This is a genomic window from Cytobacillus kochii (assembly GCF_020171845.1).
In the GTDB taxonomy this organism is placed as follows: domain Bacteria; phylum Bacillota; class Bacilli; order Bacillales; family Cytobacillaceae; genus Cytobacillus; species Cytobacillus kochii.
In genome coordinates this window covers 138,021-154,983 of record NZ_JAIVAM010000013.1, presented here as the reverse complement: position 1 = coordinate 154,983, position 16,963 = coordinate 138,021, and the positions used below count along the sequence as shown (strand labels likewise).

Genomic DNA, 16,963 nt, shown 5'->3' with positions numbered 1-16,963 from the left:
CGCTAAAAACAGCGTCTCTATATAATCGTTTCTCTACTCTGTCTTTTATTACATGATAGATAAAATAATATACATAAATGGCCAAACAAATAACAAGCTGTCGAAACGGTCAAGTATCCCACCATGACCAGGTAATATTCTACCCGAATCTTTTACTCCGTAATGTCTTTTAAATGCTGATTCTGCCAAGTCGCCAACTTGTCCAAAGACAGCTAATAGACAGGTCATAAGAATAATGAGAATTGCGGGTTCACTAATATCTGTAAAAATCAAAAACAAACAAGCAACGACAACAGATGAAATAACGCCGCCAATACTACCCTCTATTGTTTTATTAGGACTAATATCTGGCCATAGCTTTCTTTTTCCAAATGCCTTTCCAAAGAAATACGCACCTGAATCAGAAGCCCATATAATAAATAGGCTAAAAAAGATCCAAATAAGTCCATTCTCCATCGCTCTCGTTTCTAGAAAGTAATGAAAACCAAAACCTATATAGATAGTAGAAATGAGCATAAAGGCAATATCATCATATGTAACACGATTCTTTGTTAATACTGTATATGTAAGCAAAAGAAGTACACCAAGTACTAAAATATCTGTCTTTCCAACTCCTGCTCGTATCAACCAAGCAAAATAAAATTCTGTAGGAATCATGATCATCCATAATATAAACGTAGATATGAGTCCTGGAAGGGAAAATAGATTAAACCCTTTCATTCTTAATAGCTCGTATAAGCCTACTGTTGCAAAAAAATAGGCAAGGAGCATCAATGGCCACCCACCAATAAATACTAGTGGCAAGAGAACTGCTCCAAAAATGATTGCTGTGATTACTCTTTCTTTCATTCATTTCAACACCTTTATTAAACTCCTCCAAAACGCCTTTGACGCTTTTGGAATACTTCAACTGCTTCAACAAAATGTTCTTCCCCAAAGTCTGGCCATAAAACATCTGTAAACCAAAACTCAGCATAAGCTAGTTGCCATAGCATAAAATTACTTAAACGAATTTCCCCACTCGTTCGTATCAGTAGGTCTGGATCGGCCAACTCATTTGTCATTAAATATGATGAAAAAACTTCTTCTGTTAACTTTTCTTCATCTATTATACCACTTTGCGCATCAATTAAGACGTTTTTAACTGCCTCAATAATTTCCGCTCGACTCCCGTAGTTCATAGCGAAATTTAACACTAACCCATCATTATGAGCAGTAGATTGGATCGCTTCGTCAATTGCTTTTAATGTCGCTGCCGGTAAAATAGATTTATTTCCGATCATTTTCACTTGAACATTCTCTTCAATTAATTCGGGTAAAAACGTTTGCAGAAATTCAGATGGCAACTTCATAAGGAAATCGACTTCCATTTTTGGCCTTTTCCAATTCTCAGTAGAGAAGGCGTATAATGTTAACGTTTTAACACCCAGTTGATTGGCGAATCGTGTGATTTTTCTAACGACTTTTGCCCCTTCATGATGACCTGCAACACGCGGCAACGTTCTTTTTTTAGCCCAGCGACCATTACCATCCATGATGATTGCTACATGCTCTGGAATTGGCTGTGCTTTAATATTATCTATTCTTTCTTGAAGATCTATTGAGTCATTATTATTTTTCCAAAGTTTCATTTTATCGAACATTTGAATACTCCTTTTAATCGGCTGATTTACCATTAAATAAGTAATGCCATGTATTTAATGGATAAGCACCCTTTTCCGTTCATACTACTTCGATGATTAAACGAGTGACGCTTTTGCCATTTCAGATATATTCATTATAGGCAGAATAAGTAAGCACATCAATAACTTTCCTCCAATTGTGCTCCTCATTTTAAAGATTACCACAAAACGATGCAATAAGATATTTTTTTAAGATATTAATTATAAATTAAGAGTTCGATTTCAAAGATTGCCGTTTTGGTTTATCTGCCAACAAATTCTATCAGTAAAGAAAATAGTTCAATTTTCTTCTACGCTACTGCCTTTTTCACTTCATTCATAAAACACGAAGTTTTAGAATCGGTCCATTATAGAAAAAGCCCCCTATTTATCATAGAGGGCTTCGCCTACAATCGAAAAAGTATGTCCTATATAATGTAAATAAGATTATACTTCTAAAATTTCTTTTTCTTTATCTTTTGTAAGCTCATCAATTTTCTTAATGAACTCATCTGTTGCTTTTTGGATATCATCTGAGTAACCACGTTGATCATCCTCAGTGATTTCTCCATTTTTTTCTAGTTTTTTCAGATCATCATTACCGTCTCTTCTAATATTACGGATGCCTACTTTTGCTTCTTCCGCCTCTTTTTTCACAACTTTTACAAGTTCCTTACGGCGCTCTTCAGTTAGTTGTGGAATGGATAAACGAATAAGGTTTCCATCGCTTGTTGGAGTAAGTCCTAAATCTGATTTCAAGATTGCCTTTTCAATGTCACCTAATATAGATTTATCATAGGGTTGAATGACTAATAAACGTGCTTCTGGTACAGAAACACCAGCTAATTGGTTAATAGGTGTTGGTGCACCATAGTAATCTACTGTTATTCTATCTAATATAGAAGAGTTAGCTTTCCCAGCTCGAATACCGGCTAATTCGCGTGAGTAAGATTGTGTTGCTTTTGTCATACGATCTTTTACATTAGCTATGATATTTTTTGGCATTTAGTTTTTCCCCCTTACGATTGTACCGATTGGCTCGCCTAATACAGCGCGGTTGATATTTCCTTTTTCCATAATAGAAAAGACAATCAGTGGAATATTATTATCCATGCAAAGTGATGATGCCGTGGAATCCATGACTGCTAATCCTTCTTTAATGACATCTAAATAGGATAATTCATCGTATTTTTTTGCATTTTTATCAATTCTTGGATCAGCAGAGTATACACCGTCAACATTATTTTTTGCCATTAAGATAACTTCAGCATCAATTTCTGCCGCTCTTAGTGCAGCTGTTGTATCTGTTGAGAAATAAGGGTTTCCTGTGCCTGCAGCGAAAATAACGACCCTTTTCTTTTCCAAGTGACGAATGGCTTTTCTACGGATATATGGCTCAGCAACTTGTCTCATTTCAATTGAAGTTTGTACTCTTGTTTCAATCCCAAGTTGTTCTAAACTATCTTGAAGTGCTAAGGAGTTCATTACCGTTGCAAGCATTCCCATATAATCTGCATTAGCACGTTCCATACCCATCTCTTCACCAATCTTACCACGCCAAATATTTCCGCCACCAACAACGACAGCTACTTCAACATCTAGCTCAGCTAAGTCTTTCACTTGCTGTGCGACTGACTTAATTACTGATGGATTAATGCCGAAACCTTGTTCTCCAGCCAATGCTTCACCACTTAATTTTAAAACAACTCTTTTATATTTAGGGTCGCTCATAAGAACCTCCATAATGAATAGTAAGCAAAAAAAGCTTTTGCTTAAAATTTCAAACTACATTTATTCTAACAAACAGGGAACACACAGTGTTCCCCACAAATTCATCTACTATGGTAGATTTATTATTTTTTCACTTGGCTCATTACTTCTTCTGCAAAGTTATCTTCGCGTTTTTCGATACCTTCTCCTACTTCATAACGTACGAATTCGCTAATTTTCCCGCCTTTAGAAGCAACAAATTTCCCAACTTTTTCATCTGGGTTTTTAACAAATGATTGGTCGTTTACACAAACTTCTTCGAAATATTTACCTAAGCGACCTTCAACCATTTTCTCAACGATTTTTTCTGGTTTACCTTCGTTAAGCGCTTGTTGAGTAAGAACTTGACGCTCATGTTCAACTTCTTCTTGTGAAACTTCATCACGAGAGATATATTTAGGGTTTAATGCTGCAATATGCATAGATACGTCTTTTGCTGCTTCTTCATCAGTCGTACCTTCAAGAACTGTAAGTACACCAATACGTCCACCCATGTGTAGGTACGCGCCAAAAGCATCGTTATCTGTTTTTGTTTTAACTTCAAAACGGCGTAATGATAGTTTTTCTCCAATTTTAGAAATAGCTGTATTGATATGAGACTCAACTGTGTTACCATTTGTCATAGATCCTTGAAGTGCTTCTTCAACTGACGCAGGCTTTACACTTAACAAGTGCTCTCCTAATTCTTTTACAAGTGTTTGGAAACCTTCGTTTTTAGCAACGAAGTCTGTTTCAGCATTTACTTCAAGAATAACAGCTTCATTTCCTTCTACTTTAATAGAAGTTAAGCCTTCAGCAGCGATACGATCGCCTTTCTTCGCAGCTTTTGCAATACCTTTCTCACGAAGAAAGTCAATTGCTTTTTCCATATCTCCGTCTACTTCTTGAAGTGCTTTTTTACAATCCATCATTCCAGCACCTGTTTTTTCACGTAATTCTTTTACCATTTGTGCAGTGATTGCCATTATGGAATCCTCCTTATTAAATATGTAAATGTCGTATATGAACATTCAGCATGATTTTTTATTATTACATTATCTTTTCCAAATATTGCGTGTGCCAATCGTTCTTTTGAATTGCAGGCAACAAATACGTCATTCTTTTTAAAAAAAGGTGATAAAGGGTGCTCCCTATTATCACCTTTTCAAAAATAACGCATTTCATAGCAATTATGCAGTCGTTACTTCTTCACCTTGTTTAGCTTCTAAAATTGCATCCGCCATTTTACCAGTTAAAAGTTTAACGGCACGAATTGCATCGTCGTTTGCAGGGATTACTACATCGATTTCATCTGGATCACAGTTCGTATCAACAATACCAACGATCGGAATGTTTAATTTATGCGCTTCTGCAACTGCAATGCGCTCTTTACGAGGATCAATGATGAATAAAGCATCAGGAAGAGCTTTCATATCTTTGATTCCGCCTAAGAATTTTTCTAAACGTTCTTGCTCTTTTCTTAATTGAACAACTTCTTTTTTAGGAAGTACTTCAAAAGTGCCATCTTCAGACATTCTTTCGATATCTTTAAGACGTGCAATACGCTTTTGGATTGTTTCAAAGTTTGTTAATGTACCACCTAACCAACGTTGGTTTACATAGTACATACCAGAACGAATTGCTTCTTCTTTAACAGAATCTTGCGCTTGTTTTTTAGTACCAACGAAAAGAACTGTTCCGCCTTCACCAGCTAGTTCTTTAACGAAATTATAAGCTTCTTCTACCTTCTTAACTGTTTTTTGAAGGTCGATAATGTAGATGCCGTTACGCTCAGTGAAAATGTATTTTTTCATTTTTGGGTTCCAACGGCGAGTTTGGTGTCCGAAATGTACACCAGCTTCAAGCAATTGCTTCATAGAAATTACTGACATGGATGTTTCCTCCTAATGGTTTTTATTTTCCTCCGCTCATATCATCTTTAACTAGAAACTGTATTGACAGCACCAACTAGTTAAATCAATAAGCGTGTGTATTAACACCGTTTTATAATATAGCATAACTCCAGTAAGTAAGCAAGACTTATCATCATTCCTTAGAAAATTTCAATAAAAGTTCTACCTCTTTTTTTCCTTTATTCATGCGTTTTGCAATTTCATCAACGGAGTGCCCTTGATGATAAAGGTCCTGAATAGAAGTATGGGTAGTGGCTTCATTCTTTTCTTTTTGACGGTCAATATGAGTATCCTTATTGGCTTGATTAGCTTGATAAATAGATGCAGCCTTCTTTTTAGCTGTTGTTGCTGGATAGCGCTTATTCAACTCTTGTGGATTTGGCTCATTTTGTACGTTAGATTCGTCATTTACTGGAGATAATATATTTCTTTGCTGGACTTGCTTCAAAAAGGCTTCGTTCTCTTCACGCATTTCCGTTATGTATATCGCTAATAATTGATCCATTTGTTCTATATTATTTTTTTGTTCTTTTTCTAAAGAAACAAAACGATTTTGCCGTAAATAAAGGAGAAGAATCGCAGTGATTGCGAGTATATTCAATATGAGACTAATGATAAGGAAGAAAACAATCATTATTTATCCCTTCTTTTTTGTCAACTATTAGTGACTCTCTACTTTTTAATTTTCAATAGGTAATACAATAAATTCTGATTTATCAAAATGAATGGTAATATGCGCATTCGGCTTTTTAAATAGCTTGGCGTACTTACCTTTTTTAATCTTTGTTTGAGGGTATAGCTCTCCAAGAATTTTGATAGCTAGCTTATCCTTTTGAAAAGCGTGGTGACTTTCTATCTCTTGTTTCTTTTTCGTTAGATTTAAAATTTCTTGCTCGATATGTTTCTTAGTCTTTTTATGTTTTAATGCCAACGGATGTCCCTGTTGATCCTCCTGCAATTTAGACTCAATAGAAACTAGCTTTTGTTTTACAATATTTAAATCAGCAAGTTTGTTCGAGATTTCTCCTAACTTATCTTGAAGTGAATAATCCTCATCTTTTAATTCAATTTCAGTATATGTAAAATGGTGATTGCCAATATCTTTGACAATCATTCCACCATATGTTGATAAATGTCCCCCGATGACAGATGCTTTATTTGCATAAATATGTTCCTTGGCAAATACTACACTATGAAGGATTGAACGCTCTATATATATATTACTTTCAGATTCTACTACTGCTTGATTTAAAAAATGGGCTCTTATACTACCTTGAGCCTGAATTTTACCATATTGGCTTCCAAGGACTCCACCTTCAATATAAATATAGCCTTGTGCCTCTAGTTTTGCGTTTTCAACTGTTCCTTCTACCCTTATATTACCTGTTGCCACTATATGGCTTCCTGTTAAAACATTCCCTTTCACAACCACATTGCCATCAAATTTCATTATACCTTTTCCTGGATGATAATCACCATCTATCAGTTGTATCGGTAACACAGACAAGGTGTTTTTTGAGAGTAAGACTTCACCATTAATTAAAGAATAATATTGCTCATGATGTAAGATCACATTTTCCCCTGGAGTGATGTGTAATTCTTTCCCATTCATGCTGTTAACCCTTTGTCCATGAACATCGATTCCGTCCGAACCAGGTGTAGCTGGAAAAATGGTTGCGATCACCTCTCCATTTGCTACTGTCACCATATGCTCATGTATGTCATTAAGCTTCTCTCGCTTCTCACTATGCATATTTAATTTTTCCTTTACTAAATAAGCATCTCTTCCAGCGACTGGTTTCTCGCCTTTTGCAATTTCGATTGGGTAAGTGTAGGCTAGAGGGTCTTCAACGATTTTCGCGATTAGCGCATGGTCAAGTCCGTATGTAATATTCGCTTTACGAATACTTTTTTCTATTACTTGTTTAATATTATCATCTTGTATCTCATTTGCTTGTAGATGTAACATAGCAGTTAACCTATCAGGTGATACAGAAATGATATGCCCTCCTACCATAGAAAAACCCTCCTTCAAAGAACATTAGACGATTTTTTCTAATGTTTTCTTTAACTTTTGAATTGCCTTTGAATGAATTTGTGAAATCCTAGATGTAGAAAGTTGTAAAACTTCACCAATTTCGGTTAATGTCAGTTCTTCTTTATAAAATAAACTAACCACTAATTGTTCCTTTTCGTTTAATTGCTTAATTTGGGACGTTAATTCTTCAATTAATTCATTTTTAACAAGCTGTTTTTCTGGTAAAATCGCTCTCTCATCTTGTAGAACAAATGAATAATCATCATAATCATAGTCACTCGGTTTTTCATCAATAGATAATAAGTTGGCCATGTATTGTTCATTTAGAGTAGCATATACTTCCTTAGTTGATAATTGTACCTCAAGAGCAATTTCTTCAACTGTGGCATTACGCATATAGGCCTGCTCTAATCTTTCAATCGCCGCTTCCACTTTTTTTGTTCTTTCTCGCGTGCTTCTAGATAGCCAGTCTTCTTTTCTTAAACCATCTAAGATGGCGCCCCTTACTCTAAAGGATGCATACGTATCAAATTTAAGGTCACGATTGGGGTCGTATTTTTCTAGTGCATCAAATAAACCCATCATGCCTAAACTTTTTAATTCATCCCTTGACACGCTTTTAGGGAGACCTGCTGCAATCCTTTGAACATGATAACTTACAAGTGGCATATATCTTTTAACGAGAAAATTACCGGCATCTTGATTCCGTGAACATACCCACTCATCCCAAGCTTTCTCTTCTGAAACTTGTAGCATTCATTAAATCTGGTTAAATACATGATTTAAACCAGATACTCACCTCCTCTAACAAATATTTATATATATGTCACTCCTTGATTAACCGTCTTAACCATCATCTTTCCATTCTCTGGATTGAACTCTATCGTTCGTCCACAATGACCGCCTACATCCTTACCTGTCACTTCAACTTGCAAGTTTTTTAGTATTCGTTCTGTAGTCGCTATATTTCTTTCACCAATACGGATCACATCTTGACCGGATGAAAATTTAAACATATGTGCCCCACCTGCATACTTAGCCATGATGGAAATACGATGCGCACCACTTTTAATTAACTCATCATACAAATGCTTAATTCCTGAATCAGCAAACTTAGCGGGGTTAAATACCTTTGATTTTGCTAAGGACGAGTCAGGGAGCATTATATGAACCAATCCTGCTATTTTCTTTTTTTGATCATAAAGGACGACACCTACGCAAGAACCTAAACCTGACGTCCTAATTAACTGAGGTGCCTGAACAATATGACAGTCAGCTATCCCAACTTTCACGACTTCACTTGTATTCATTATATTTATCCGTCACATCTCTTTAAGATTTCAGATAACGAGTGATTATCGAGGAAGATCAATAAGTGACAAAGCTCTTCTTTCGATTCTTCAACAATCTCCATACTCGTTTGAATAACTAATAACTCATCATAGTCGTATGATTGTGTAATACAAGCATCACTGATTAGTGCAGCTGACATATCGATACTTATAGCAGGAAGTGAGCAAAAGAGTGGTTCTTCAAAAAAATCCCCAAGTGCTGAAGCGTAGGCGCCTGTTAACATATTCATTAATTCCGCTAATGCTGATTGTTCCATGTGATCGTATAGACTACTAAACATTTCATTTTGGCTTTGTAGCAAGTCTGCTATCCACCGTTCTACATTTTGATAAGACAGTAATAATAATAGTTGGCTTGAAAGAGAGCCTGAGACTTGCGATAGACCCCCAACCGTTACATTCTCGTCATTACCGTTCGCCTCGACTACCTCTTGATAGGTATATATGTGAACCGAGGGAACATGCATATTTACTTTTTTATCCAATAAAGAAGAAAGTGCTGTTGCTGCATTACCTGCACCAATATTTGCTACCTCTTTTAACATATCAATAAATTTTGGGAGATGGTGTCGATCATTAATAGAATAAGAATCAGCCATTAAACTTCTACATTCTCCTCTATATTTAATACTTTAGCTAAGTCAATCAAAATAAGAATTTGTTGATTCATTTTGGCGACAGCTTTTATATAATCAAATGACTCTGTTCCCACCACTTCAGGCGGGGGCTCTAATTGTGATGTTGCCACATCTATCACATCATTAGCTGCATCGACAATTAACCCCACTTCCTTTTCACCTTTTTTCGTAATAATAATTCTAGTATGTTCGGAATACGGGTGTTCGGGTAAATTAAATCTTGTGCGTAAATCGACAATTGGCAGTATAACACCACGAAGATTAATGACGCCTTTAATATACTTCTCTGTTCCTGGCACTCTCGTAATATGTTCTATTTTTTCTATTGAGAGTACATCTGCAACAGGTACCCCATATTCTTTATCACCAAGCTGAAATACAATTAATTGAACAGTATGTTGTTTATTTTCCACAGTCCAATCACCATCTTCCTATTATTTTATCAACTCATTACAATCAATAATTAGCGCTACTTGTCCATCGCCTAATATTGTCGCACCCGATATGGCAAAAACATTCGTTAAATAATCACCTAATGATTTCAGTACAATCTCTTGTTGCCCGATAAAAGAACTCACGATTAATGCAGCCAGCTTTTCTCCTTTTCGAACAATAACAACTGAAAGCGTCTCTGGTATTTCTTCACTTTCATCATTCACTTCAAAAATAGATTGTAAAGAAACGAGCGGAACGACTTTACCTCTAAAATCGATTACTTGCTGATTATGTGTTTTCATAATGTCAGCTTTTTTTATAATTGCTGTTTCAATAATTGACGATAAAGGAATAGCATACTTTTCATTTTCTACTTCTACTAACATAGCGGAAATAATTGAAAGGGTTAAAGGTAATTGAATAGAAAAGGTTGAGCCGTTTCCTTCATTAGACTGAATCGTAACATATCCACCTAATGATTCAATTGTACTTTTCACAACATCTAAACCGACGCCTCTGCCCGAAACATCGGAAATTTCCTTAGCTGTAGAAAAACCTGATGAAAAAATAAGCTGATAAATATCTTGATCTTCCATAGAAGCGATCTCTTCTTCTTTAATAATCCCTTTAGAAATGGCTTTTCGACACACATTGTCTTTATTTATTCCTGCCCCATCATCCGTTATTTCTATGAAAATATGATTTCCACTATGGTAAGCCTTCAAGATAATTGTTCCTTGTTGTGACTTACCTTTTGCTATACGCTCTTCGGGCTTTTCAATTCCATGATCCATTGCATTTCTAATCAAATGAACGAGTGGATCACCAATTTCATCAATGACTGTTCGATCTAATTCCGTTTGGGCACCAATAATCTCTAGGTTGACAGACTTATGCAAATCTTTCGCCAGTTGTCTAACCATTTTAGGAAAACGATTGAAGACTGTATCAATTGGAACCATCCTCATATTGAGAATTATATTTTGCAAATCTCCGGAAATACGAGACATATGTTCAACTGTTTCTTGTAACCCTTGATGGTCTAAATCTTGTGAAATTTGTAGTAGACGTCCTCTATCTATCACCAATTCCTCAAATAAATTCATTAAGATATCTAGTCGTTCAATGTTTACCCTAATCGTTTTCGTTGCATGTTTGCTCTGCTGTTTGAATGATGAAGTCTGTTGCTGTGTTACTTCAACCTCTTTTTCTGTAGGCAATACCACTTGTTCTACAGCTACCGCCGCTTCTTCACTTGCCTGAGACAAATCTATCGCTATGATTTCGACAGCGTCGATTTCAGATATTTTCAACAGTTCCATTTCAATCTCTTCTTTTGTATTAGAAGAGAGAATAGTTACTGTAAACTCAAAGTCAAATTGTTCCTCTTCAAGAGCAGTTGCCTGAGGGTGCGATTTAATGATTTCTCCATTTTTCTCTAGTGTTTCAAAAACCATAAACACTCGAACTGCTTTTAATAAACAATCTTTATGTAATTGCACCGTCACTTCAAAGGGGTGATAATCGGTATCTTTTGATTGACTTAATACAGTCCATTCATAATCATCGTAGGTCAGCTTCCCAAATTGCACAGTTTCCGGTGCATTTACATTCTCAAGCTGTTCTTTGCCATCCAAGCTTTGCAATTGTTTCACTACAGTCTCTACATTCAATTGTCCATTGCCTCCACTGGCAATAGATTCTACCATTTCTTCTAAGTAATCAGCTGCTAAAAATAATATATCAAGTACTTGTGAAGATACAGCTAATTTCTCATTACGAATAAGATCTAACACGTTCTCCATTTGATGAGTTAATTGGGCTAGATCATTAAACTCCATCGTAGCTGACATGCCTTTTAAAGTATGAGCAGAGCGAAAAATTTCATTAACAATGAATAAATCCTCTGGACTTTGCTCTAATTTAAGCAGCAAATCATTACAATTTTGTAGATGTTCTTTACTTTCTTCAATAAAAAGATCTAAATATTGGTTCATTTCCATCTAAGGACACCTCCATTAAACATACTTCAAGATTGTAGATGAGACATTTTGTAACTCTACCACTTCATCAGCTAATCCATTATCAACTATCGCTTTTGGCATCCCGTAAACGATGGCTGTTTCTTTCGATTCGGCAATAATTGTTGTTTTCGTTTTCTCTTTTAACTTTTGTGCTCCCTTTTTTCCATCTACGCCCATTCCGGTCAATACGACAGCTACCTGTCTATAGCCCTGCAATTCACTAAATGAAGCAAATAGCATATCGGCAGATGGACAATGCCCCACTTTTTTCTCCGGTGGTAATAAATGAGCGAAAAGAAAACTGCCTTTTTGATTTATAGTAAAATGTAAGCCGCCTTTAGCAATATAAGCCACACCTTTCTCCAACTTTTCTCCATCTTCTACTTCTTTCACCGTAATATGAGTCATTTGATTCAATCGGTTTGCTAATGAATGGGTGAAATACGGTGGCATATGTTGAACAATCAGTATTGTTGCATTTATATCTTGCGGAAAACTTTGTAAAATAGATTGAATGGCTCTTGGCCCTCCTGTTGATGCAGCAATTGTAACGAGTAAAGGTTTTTTCTCTCTTAATACTAAATGCTCACCCTTTAGTTCTATATTACTATAAACAGCAGATGTTTTTATGTTTTTATGGGGTTGATTTATAGGACTAATTAACGATTTCATGTTTGTTTGTCGGGCTATTTTCACTTTTTCTATTAAATCATGCTTGATTTTATATAAATCTAAGGAAATTGGACCCGATGGCTTTTCTATAAAATCAAATGCGCCATATTTAAATGCTAGTATCGTATGATCTGTACTTACTTTCGCGGCACTAGATAACATGATAACTGGTAGAGGTTTATTTGCCATTATTTTTTGCAGCGCCTCAAGTCCATTCATAATAGGCATTTCAATATCTAGTGTAACGACATCAGGCTGTTTTTGAATCACTTCACGGACGCCCTCTTCCCCATTCCTCGCTACACCTATTACTTCTATTAGTGGATCTCCAGATAAAAAATCGGTAATTAGCTTTCTCATAAATGCTGAGTCATCAATTACAACTACCTTTATCTTACTCACACCCATCACCTCCTACTTAAAAGCAAATGTTTTAAACGCTGGATAAAAGAAGTACTGCTTCCTTGTTCCACTCCTTCTATTTCATTTAATAATTGAGAAGTAATGAGTGCTAATTGTTTAGCAGCTTGTCCTTGTCGATCCAATTGGACAAAAGGGACTTGGTGTTGAACGGCTTTTTTCACTTTTTTATCTTCAAACACACATCCTAAATATACAATTTCCAATTGTAAGAACTTCTTGACTACTGCCGAAATACGTTCGTATGCTTCACCAGCTTGCTGTATTTCATCAACGCGATTCATAATCATTGAAAATTGAACATCCGACTGATTTCGGGCAATTTGTTTTATCGCACCGTAAGCATCCATTATAGCTGGAGGCTCTGGTGTTGTAACAACGATCACTTCTTTAGAAGATGAAATAAATGAAACAGCTTCCAAACTCATCCCTGCTCCCATATCTAAAATGATGAAATCATATGTCCTTAAAACGACACTTAAATCATCAAGGAAGTTTTCCACCTTTTGTTTATCCAGTTGCAATATATTTGAGAGTCCTGAACCACCGGCAATCATATCAATACCTAATGGCCCCTTTTCTATTAACTCATAGAATGAGCGCTTTTCATGAAAATAATCAGCTAAAGTAAACGGAAAAGAACGACCGATTAGAATATCTTGATTCCCCATACCTATATCCATGTCAATTAACAAGACTTTCTTCTGTTGCTCTTTCAATAAAATGGATAGATTCAAGGATATATTTGACTTCCCCACGCCCCCTTTACCACTAATCACAGAGATGACACGACCTTCTTGATTGATAAAGGGTTGATTATTCCTTAAATGATCACGTAGTTTAGCTGCTTGATCATACATAAGCCGAATCCTTTTTGAGAACGATATTCAAAAATTTCTCCTTTGTCATCTCTTGCAAGTCTTCGGGTACTTCTTGTCCATTTGTCATATAAGCAATCCCTTTTTGAAAACGAAATACCATTTCTCCTAGTGCATTTAGGTTGCTTGTTTCATCTATTTTAGTAAATAGGAAACGGTCAATGTCCATTTTGGTAAATTGCTCATAGATCTCTTTCATATCTTCTACTTTTGCAGTAAGTGACAGCACTAGGAACGTCTCAGTCGGAGAATCAGTGGCTTTTGTTACAGAGGAAAGCTCCTTTATATTTTCCTCGAGACGATAATTCCTTCCTGCTGTATCTATAAATATCACATCGTAATGAGCAAACTTCTCTACTGCATGTTGATAATCTTCAGCAGAATAGCAAACCTCTAGAGGTGCATGGAAAATATCGGCATATGTTCTTAATTGCTCAATAGCAGCAATACGATACGTATCAGTTGTAATAAATGCTACCTGTTTCTTATGCTTTAATACCGCTTCAGCAGCCAGTTTAGCAATGGTAGTTGTTTTCCCAACCCCTGTTGGACCTACCAGTTTAATTAATTTATTATTAAAAGTAATACCGCCAAATGAAATACCTTCTAGTTTACTAGTCAGATATTCTTCTATCCATTCTGTCACCTTGCTATCACGTAATTGCTCTGATTCTTTATACCATCTCGATAATAGATGGTCTGTCATCTCACTTATAAGAAATGCTGGCAATTCCAAATGGTGTAATCGTTCAATCATTGTTTTAACATCTGTTGGCACGATTTCAGTTTGCCTATGTAAATTGTCTGACTTTTCTTTCATTAGCCCTTTTACTTCATTCAACTGCGTAATTATTTGTTGCATATTCTCTAACTCACTTGAAGAAGTCTGCGTATGAAAGGCTGGTGGTTGATCAGATTTATGCTGCTTTGCCTCAGGGTCGACACCTGCCATAATCTCTAGTTGCTCCTTTTTAAAGAGACCGAGAAATCCCGTTGCTTTTTTAGTTTTTTTCGTCTGTAAGATCATGGCATCTGGTCCTAAATCTTTACGTATTCTCTCTAATCCTTCTGCCATTGTATTAACAGTAAATTTTTTCACTTTCATTATAGATTCACCACTCCAACGCTTTGTACTTCTGCATTAGCTTCAATCTCATTGTAAGAGAGAATAGGCACTTGAGGAAAATACCTTTCCGTCAATTGTCTTACATATAAACGAACAGCAGGTGAACATAAGACCACTGGTGTATGATTCAACATAGAGCTTTGTTCGATTTGGTTTGCGAGAGACTCTAAAATCGTTTGTGTTTGTGTCGGATCTACCGATAAAAAACGCCCCTGTTCTGTTTGCTGAATCCCATCAGCAATAATCTTTTCTACTTTTCCAGATAAAGTAATCACTTTTAACGATTCACCTTCATCATGAAATTGATCGGTGATTTGCCTAGCAAGTGCTTGGCGAACATACTCCGTTAATAAATCTGTATCAGTTGTCGATCTAACAGTATCTGCTAAACTTTCAAATATCACTGGTAGATTCTTAATAGAGATGTTTTCTCTAAGTAATTTCGCCAGCACTTTTTGAATATCTCCCGTTGTTAAAGGCGTCGGTGTGACTTCTTCCACCAATATAGGATAACTTGATTGTAAATGATCGATTAATTGCTTCGTTTCTTGACGACCTATTAACTCATGAGCATTATTTTTAATCACTTCAGTTAAATGAGTGGACACAACTGAGGGGGGATCAACAACGGTATAACCGTAAATTTCAGCTTGCTCTTTCGTGTCTTCATTAATCCATTTAGCTGGTAAGCCAAATGAGGGTTCGATTGTGTCAATTCCTTCAATAGAATCTTCCTCTACACCTGGACTCATGGCTAGATAATGATCTAACAAAAGCTCCCCTTTGGCCATGACATTCCCTTTTATTTTGAGTCGATACTCATTAGGTTGTAATTGAATATTATCTCTAATGCGAACGACAGGGATGATAATTCCTAACTCTATGGCTAATTGCCTTCTAATCATAACGATTCGATCAAGTAAATCGCCACCTTGATTCCCATCTGCTAGTGGGATAAGCCCATAGCCAAATTCAAATTCTATCGGATCAACATTTAATAGATTAATCACACTCTCAGGGCTTTTCATTTCATCTGTTTGCACTTCTTCTTCAATTTCTTGTAATTGTTCTTTGTCAGGTGCTGGTGTTTTAGAAATAAAATACCCACCTGCTATTAACAAGCCTGCGATAGGAAGTGTTAATAACAATCCAATCGGTGTAAACACACCTAAGAAAAGAATAGTCGCGCCGGTAATATAGAGCATTTTAGGATATGAAAATAATTGCCCAGTTATATCTGATCCAATATTCCCCTCTGAAGCTGACCTAGTGACAACTAAACCAGTAGCAGTAGACATTAGAAGAGCTGGTATTTGGCTCACTAATCCATCACCAATTGTTAACATAGAAAAATGAGTGGCAGCCTCTCCTATTGGTAAACCTAATTGCGTGACACCAATGATAATTCCAACGATTAAATTTATTAATGTTATAATAATTGACGCAATGGCATCGCCTTTTACAAATTTACTTGCACCATCCATCGCTCCATAGAAATCTGCTTCCCGCCCGATTTTTTCACGACGATTTCTAGCATCTTGTTCAGAGATCATCCCAGCATTTAAATCTGCATCAATACTCATTTGCTTTCCAGGCATTGCATCCAAAGTAAATCTTGCTGCAACCTCAGAAACCCGCTCAGTCCCTTTTGTAATAACAATAAACTGAACGATAACGAGAATGATGAACACAACTAAACCGACGATTACGTTACCTCCAGTAACAAAGGAACCAAATGTTTCAACCACTTTTCCCGCATCACCTTCGGAAAGGATGGCACGCATCGTAGAGACATTCAACCCGATGCGAAATAAAGTCATTAAAAGAACAAGCGATGGAAATATAGAAAATTCCAGTGCTTCCTTCATACTCATGGCCATGAGTAAAACCATAAGTGCGAGCGCCATATTAATGATAATTAAAATACTTAATAGCCAATGGGGAAAAGGAATGATGAGCATAGCAACAATTAGAATAACGCTCAACAACACCGATAAATCTTTTACAGCCATCTGATTCTCTCCTAACGATATATAAAACAATCTATCTCTCCATCT

The 16,963-nt window shown here is 36.1% G+C and carries 17 protein-coding genes; all 17 read right to left on the bottom strand.

What is annotated here, in order from left to right; genetic code table 11:
• Nucleotides 1-48 precede the first annotated feature (48 nt).
• Nucleotides 49-849, bottom strand: a complete 801-nt coding sequence (locus LCM23_RS20750) for a phosphatidate cytidylyltransferase (protein WP_224938624.1) — start codon at nt 847-849, stop codon at nt 49-51.
• Between the two features lie 17 nt (nt 850-866).
• A complete protein-coding gene (locus tag LCM23_RS20745; protein ID WP_224938623.1) occupies nt 867-1,643 on the bottom strand; it encodes an isoprenyl transferase in 777 nt (258 codons plus the stop codon).
• Between the two features lie 465 nt (nt 1,644-2,108).
• Nucleotides 2,109-2,666 carry a ribosome recycling factor gene (gene frr / locus LCM23_RS20740; RefSeq protein ID WP_224938622.1) on the bottom strand — a complete coding sequence of 186 codons (558 nt, stop codon included), beginning with the start codon at nt 2,664-2,666 and terminating at the stop codon, nt 2,109-2,111.
• Nucleotides 2,667-3,392 carry a UMP kinase gene (pyrH, locus tag LCM23_RS20735; RefSeq protein ID WP_095369502.1) on the bottom strand — a complete coding sequence of 242 codons (726 nt, stop codon included), beginning with the start codon at nt 3,390-3,392 and terminating at the stop codon, nt 2,667-2,669.
• A gap of 122 nt (nt 3,393-3,514) precedes the next feature.
• Nucleotides 3,515-4,396: a translation elongation factor Ts gene (gene tsf, locus LCM23_RS20730; protein ID WP_095369503.1), complete on the bottom strand. Its 882-nt coding sequence runs from the start codon at nt 4,394-4,396 to the stop codon at nt 3,515-3,517.
• Nucleotides 4,397-4,600: 204 nt separating this feature from the next.
• Nucleotides 4,601-5,302 (bottom strand): 30S ribosomal protein S2, encoded by a 702-nt coding sequence (gene rpsB, locus LCM23_RS20725; RefSeq protein ID WP_095369504.1) that lies wholly within the window; start codon nt 5,300-5,302, stop codon nt 4,601-4,603.
• 154 nt (nt 5,303-5,456) lie between these two features.
• Nucleotides 5,457-5,957: a hypothetical protein gene (locus tag LCM23_RS20720; protein WP_224938621.1), complete on the bottom strand. Its 501-nt coding sequence runs from the start codon at nt 5,955-5,957 to the stop codon at nt 5,457-5,459.
• A 45-nt stretch (nt 5,958-6,002) separates the two neighbouring features.
• On the bottom strand, nt 6,003-7,340 hold the full coding sequence (locus LCM23_RS20715) for a DUF342 domain-containing protein (protein ID WP_224938620.1): 1,338 nt from the start codon (nt 7,338-7,340) through the stop codon (nt 6,003-6,005).
• Nucleotides 7,341-7,364: 24 nt separating this feature from the next.
• A complete protein-coding gene (locus tag LCM23_RS20710) occupies nt 7,365-8,117 on the bottom strand; it encodes a FliA/WhiG family RNA polymerase sigma factor (protein ID WP_224938619.1) in 753 nt (250 codons plus the stop codon).
• Between the two features lie 59 nt (nt 8,118-8,176).
• Nucleotides 8,177-8,671, bottom strand: a complete 495-nt coding sequence (locus tag LCM23_RS20705) for a chemotaxis protein CheD (protein WP_180316976.1) — start codon at nt 8,669-8,671, stop codon at nt 8,177-8,179.
• 5 nt (nt 8,672-8,676) lie between these two features.
• Nucleotides 8,677-9,312 carry a chemotaxis protein CheC gene (locus LCM23_RS20700; RefSeq protein WP_224938618.1) on the bottom strand — a complete coding sequence of 212 codons (636 nt, stop codon included), beginning with the start codon at nt 9,310-9,312 and terminating at the stop codon, nt 8,677-8,679.
• Complete coding sequence (locus LCM23_RS20695; RefSeq protein ID WP_224938617.1) at nt 9,312-9,764, bottom strand: chemotaxis protein CheW; 453 nt, start codon at nt 9,762-9,764, stop codon at nt 9,312-9,314. Before LCM23_RS20695 ends, LCM23_RS20700 begins: the two co-directional genes overlap by 1 nt.
• Before the next feature lie 21 nt (nt 9,765-9,785).
• Nucleotides 9,786-11,789 carry a chemotaxis protein CheA gene (locus LCM23_RS20690; protein WP_224938616.1) on the bottom strand — a complete coding sequence of 668 codons (2,004 nt, stop codon included), beginning with the start codon at nt 11,787-11,789 and terminating at the stop codon, nt 9,786-9,788.
• A gap of 15 nt (nt 11,790-11,804) precedes the next feature.
• Nucleotides 11,805-12,890: a protein-glutamate methylesterase/protein-glutamine glutaminase gene (locus tag LCM23_RS20685; protein WP_263624372.1), complete on the bottom strand. Its 1,086-nt coding sequence runs from the start codon at nt 12,888-12,890 to the stop codon at nt 11,805-11,807.
• Nucleotides 12,890-13,762, bottom strand: a complete 873-nt coding sequence (locus LCM23_RS20680; protein WP_224938614.1) for a MinD/ParA family protein — start codon at nt 13,760-13,762, stop codon at nt 12,890-12,892. Before LCM23_RS20680 ends, LCM23_RS20685 begins: the two co-directional genes overlap by 1 nt.
• Complete coding sequence (flhF, locus tag LCM23_RS20675) at nt 13,755-14,885, bottom strand: flagellar biosynthesis protein FlhF (RefSeq protein WP_224938613.1); 1,131 nt, start codon at nt 14,883-14,885, stop codon at nt 13,755-13,757. The genes LCM23_RS20680 and flhF overlap by 8 nt, the downstream gene beginning before the upstream one ends.
• The gene (flhA, locus tag LCM23_RS20670; RefSeq protein ID WP_224938612.1) at nt 14,885-16,918 is read right to left on the bottom strand and encodes a flagellar biosynthesis protein FlhA; all 2,034 of its coding nucleotides are present in this window, start codon (nt 16,916-16,918) and stop codon (nt 14,885-14,887) included. Before flhA ends, flhF begins: the two co-directional genes overlap by 1 nt.
• Between the last annotated feature and the right edge of the window lie 45 nt (nt 16,919-16,963).

Coding starts and splice junctions, on each gene's coding strand:
- LCM23_RS20710 (WP_224938619.1), bottom strand. CDS start 8,117: ATGCTACAAGTTTCAGAAGAGAAAGCTTGGGATGAGTGGGTATGTTCA.
- LCM23_RS20690 (WP_224938616.1), bottom strand. CDS start 11,789: ATGGAAATGAACCAATATTTAGATCTTTTTATTGAAGAAAGTAAAGAA.
- LCM23_RS20680 (WP_224938614.1), bottom strand. CDS start 13,762: ATGTATGATCAAGCAGCTAAACTACGTGATCATTTAAGGAATAATCAA.
- LCM23_RS20685 (WP_263624372.1), bottom strand. CDS start 12,890: ATGGGTGTGAGTAAGATAAAGGTAGTTGTAATTGATGACTCAGCATTT.
- flhF (WP_224938613.1), bottom strand. CDS start 14,885: ATGAAAGTGAAAAAATTTACTGTTAATACAATGGCAGAAGGATTAGAG.
- LCM23_RS20715 (WP_224938620.1), bottom strand. CDS start 7,340: ATGGTAGGAGGGCATATCATTTCTGTATCACCTGATAGGTTAACTGCT.
- LCM23_RS20750 (WP_224938624.1), bottom strand. CDS start 849: ATGAAAGAAAGAGTAATCACAGCAATCATTTTTGGAGCAGTTCTCTTG.
- LCM23_RS20705 (WP_180316976.1), bottom strand. CDS start 8,671: ATGAATACAAGTGAAGTCGTGAAAGTTGGGATAGCTGACTGTCATATT.
- pyrH (WP_095369502.1), bottom strand. CDS start 3,392: ATGAGCGACCCTAAATATAAAAGAGTTGTTTTAAAATTAAGTGGTGAA.
- LCM23_RS20700 (WP_224938618.1), bottom strand. CDS start 9,312: ATGGCTGATTCTTATTCTATTAATGATCGACACCATCTCCCAAAATTT.
- tsf (WP_095369503.1), bottom strand. CDS start 4,396: ATGGCAATCACTGCACAAATGGTAAAAGAATTACGTGAAAAAACAGGT.
- frr (WP_224938622.1), bottom strand. CDS start 2,666: ATGCCAAAAAATATCATAGCTAATGTAAAAGATCGTATGACAAAAGCA.
- rpsB (WP_095369504.1), bottom strand. CDS start 5,302: ATGTCAGTAATTTCTATGAAGCAATTGCTTGAAGCTGGTGTACATTTC.
- LCM23_RS20720 (WP_224938621.1), bottom strand. CDS start 5,957: ATGATTGTTTTCTTCCTTATCATTAGTCTCATATTGAATATACTCGCA.
- flhA (WP_224938612.1), bottom strand. CDS start 16,918: ATGGCTGTAAAAGATTTATCGGTGTTGTTGAGCGTTATTCTAATTGTT.
- LCM23_RS20745 (WP_224938623.1), bottom strand. CDS start 1,643: ATGTTCGATAAAATGAAACTTTGGAAAAATAATAATGACTCAATAGAT.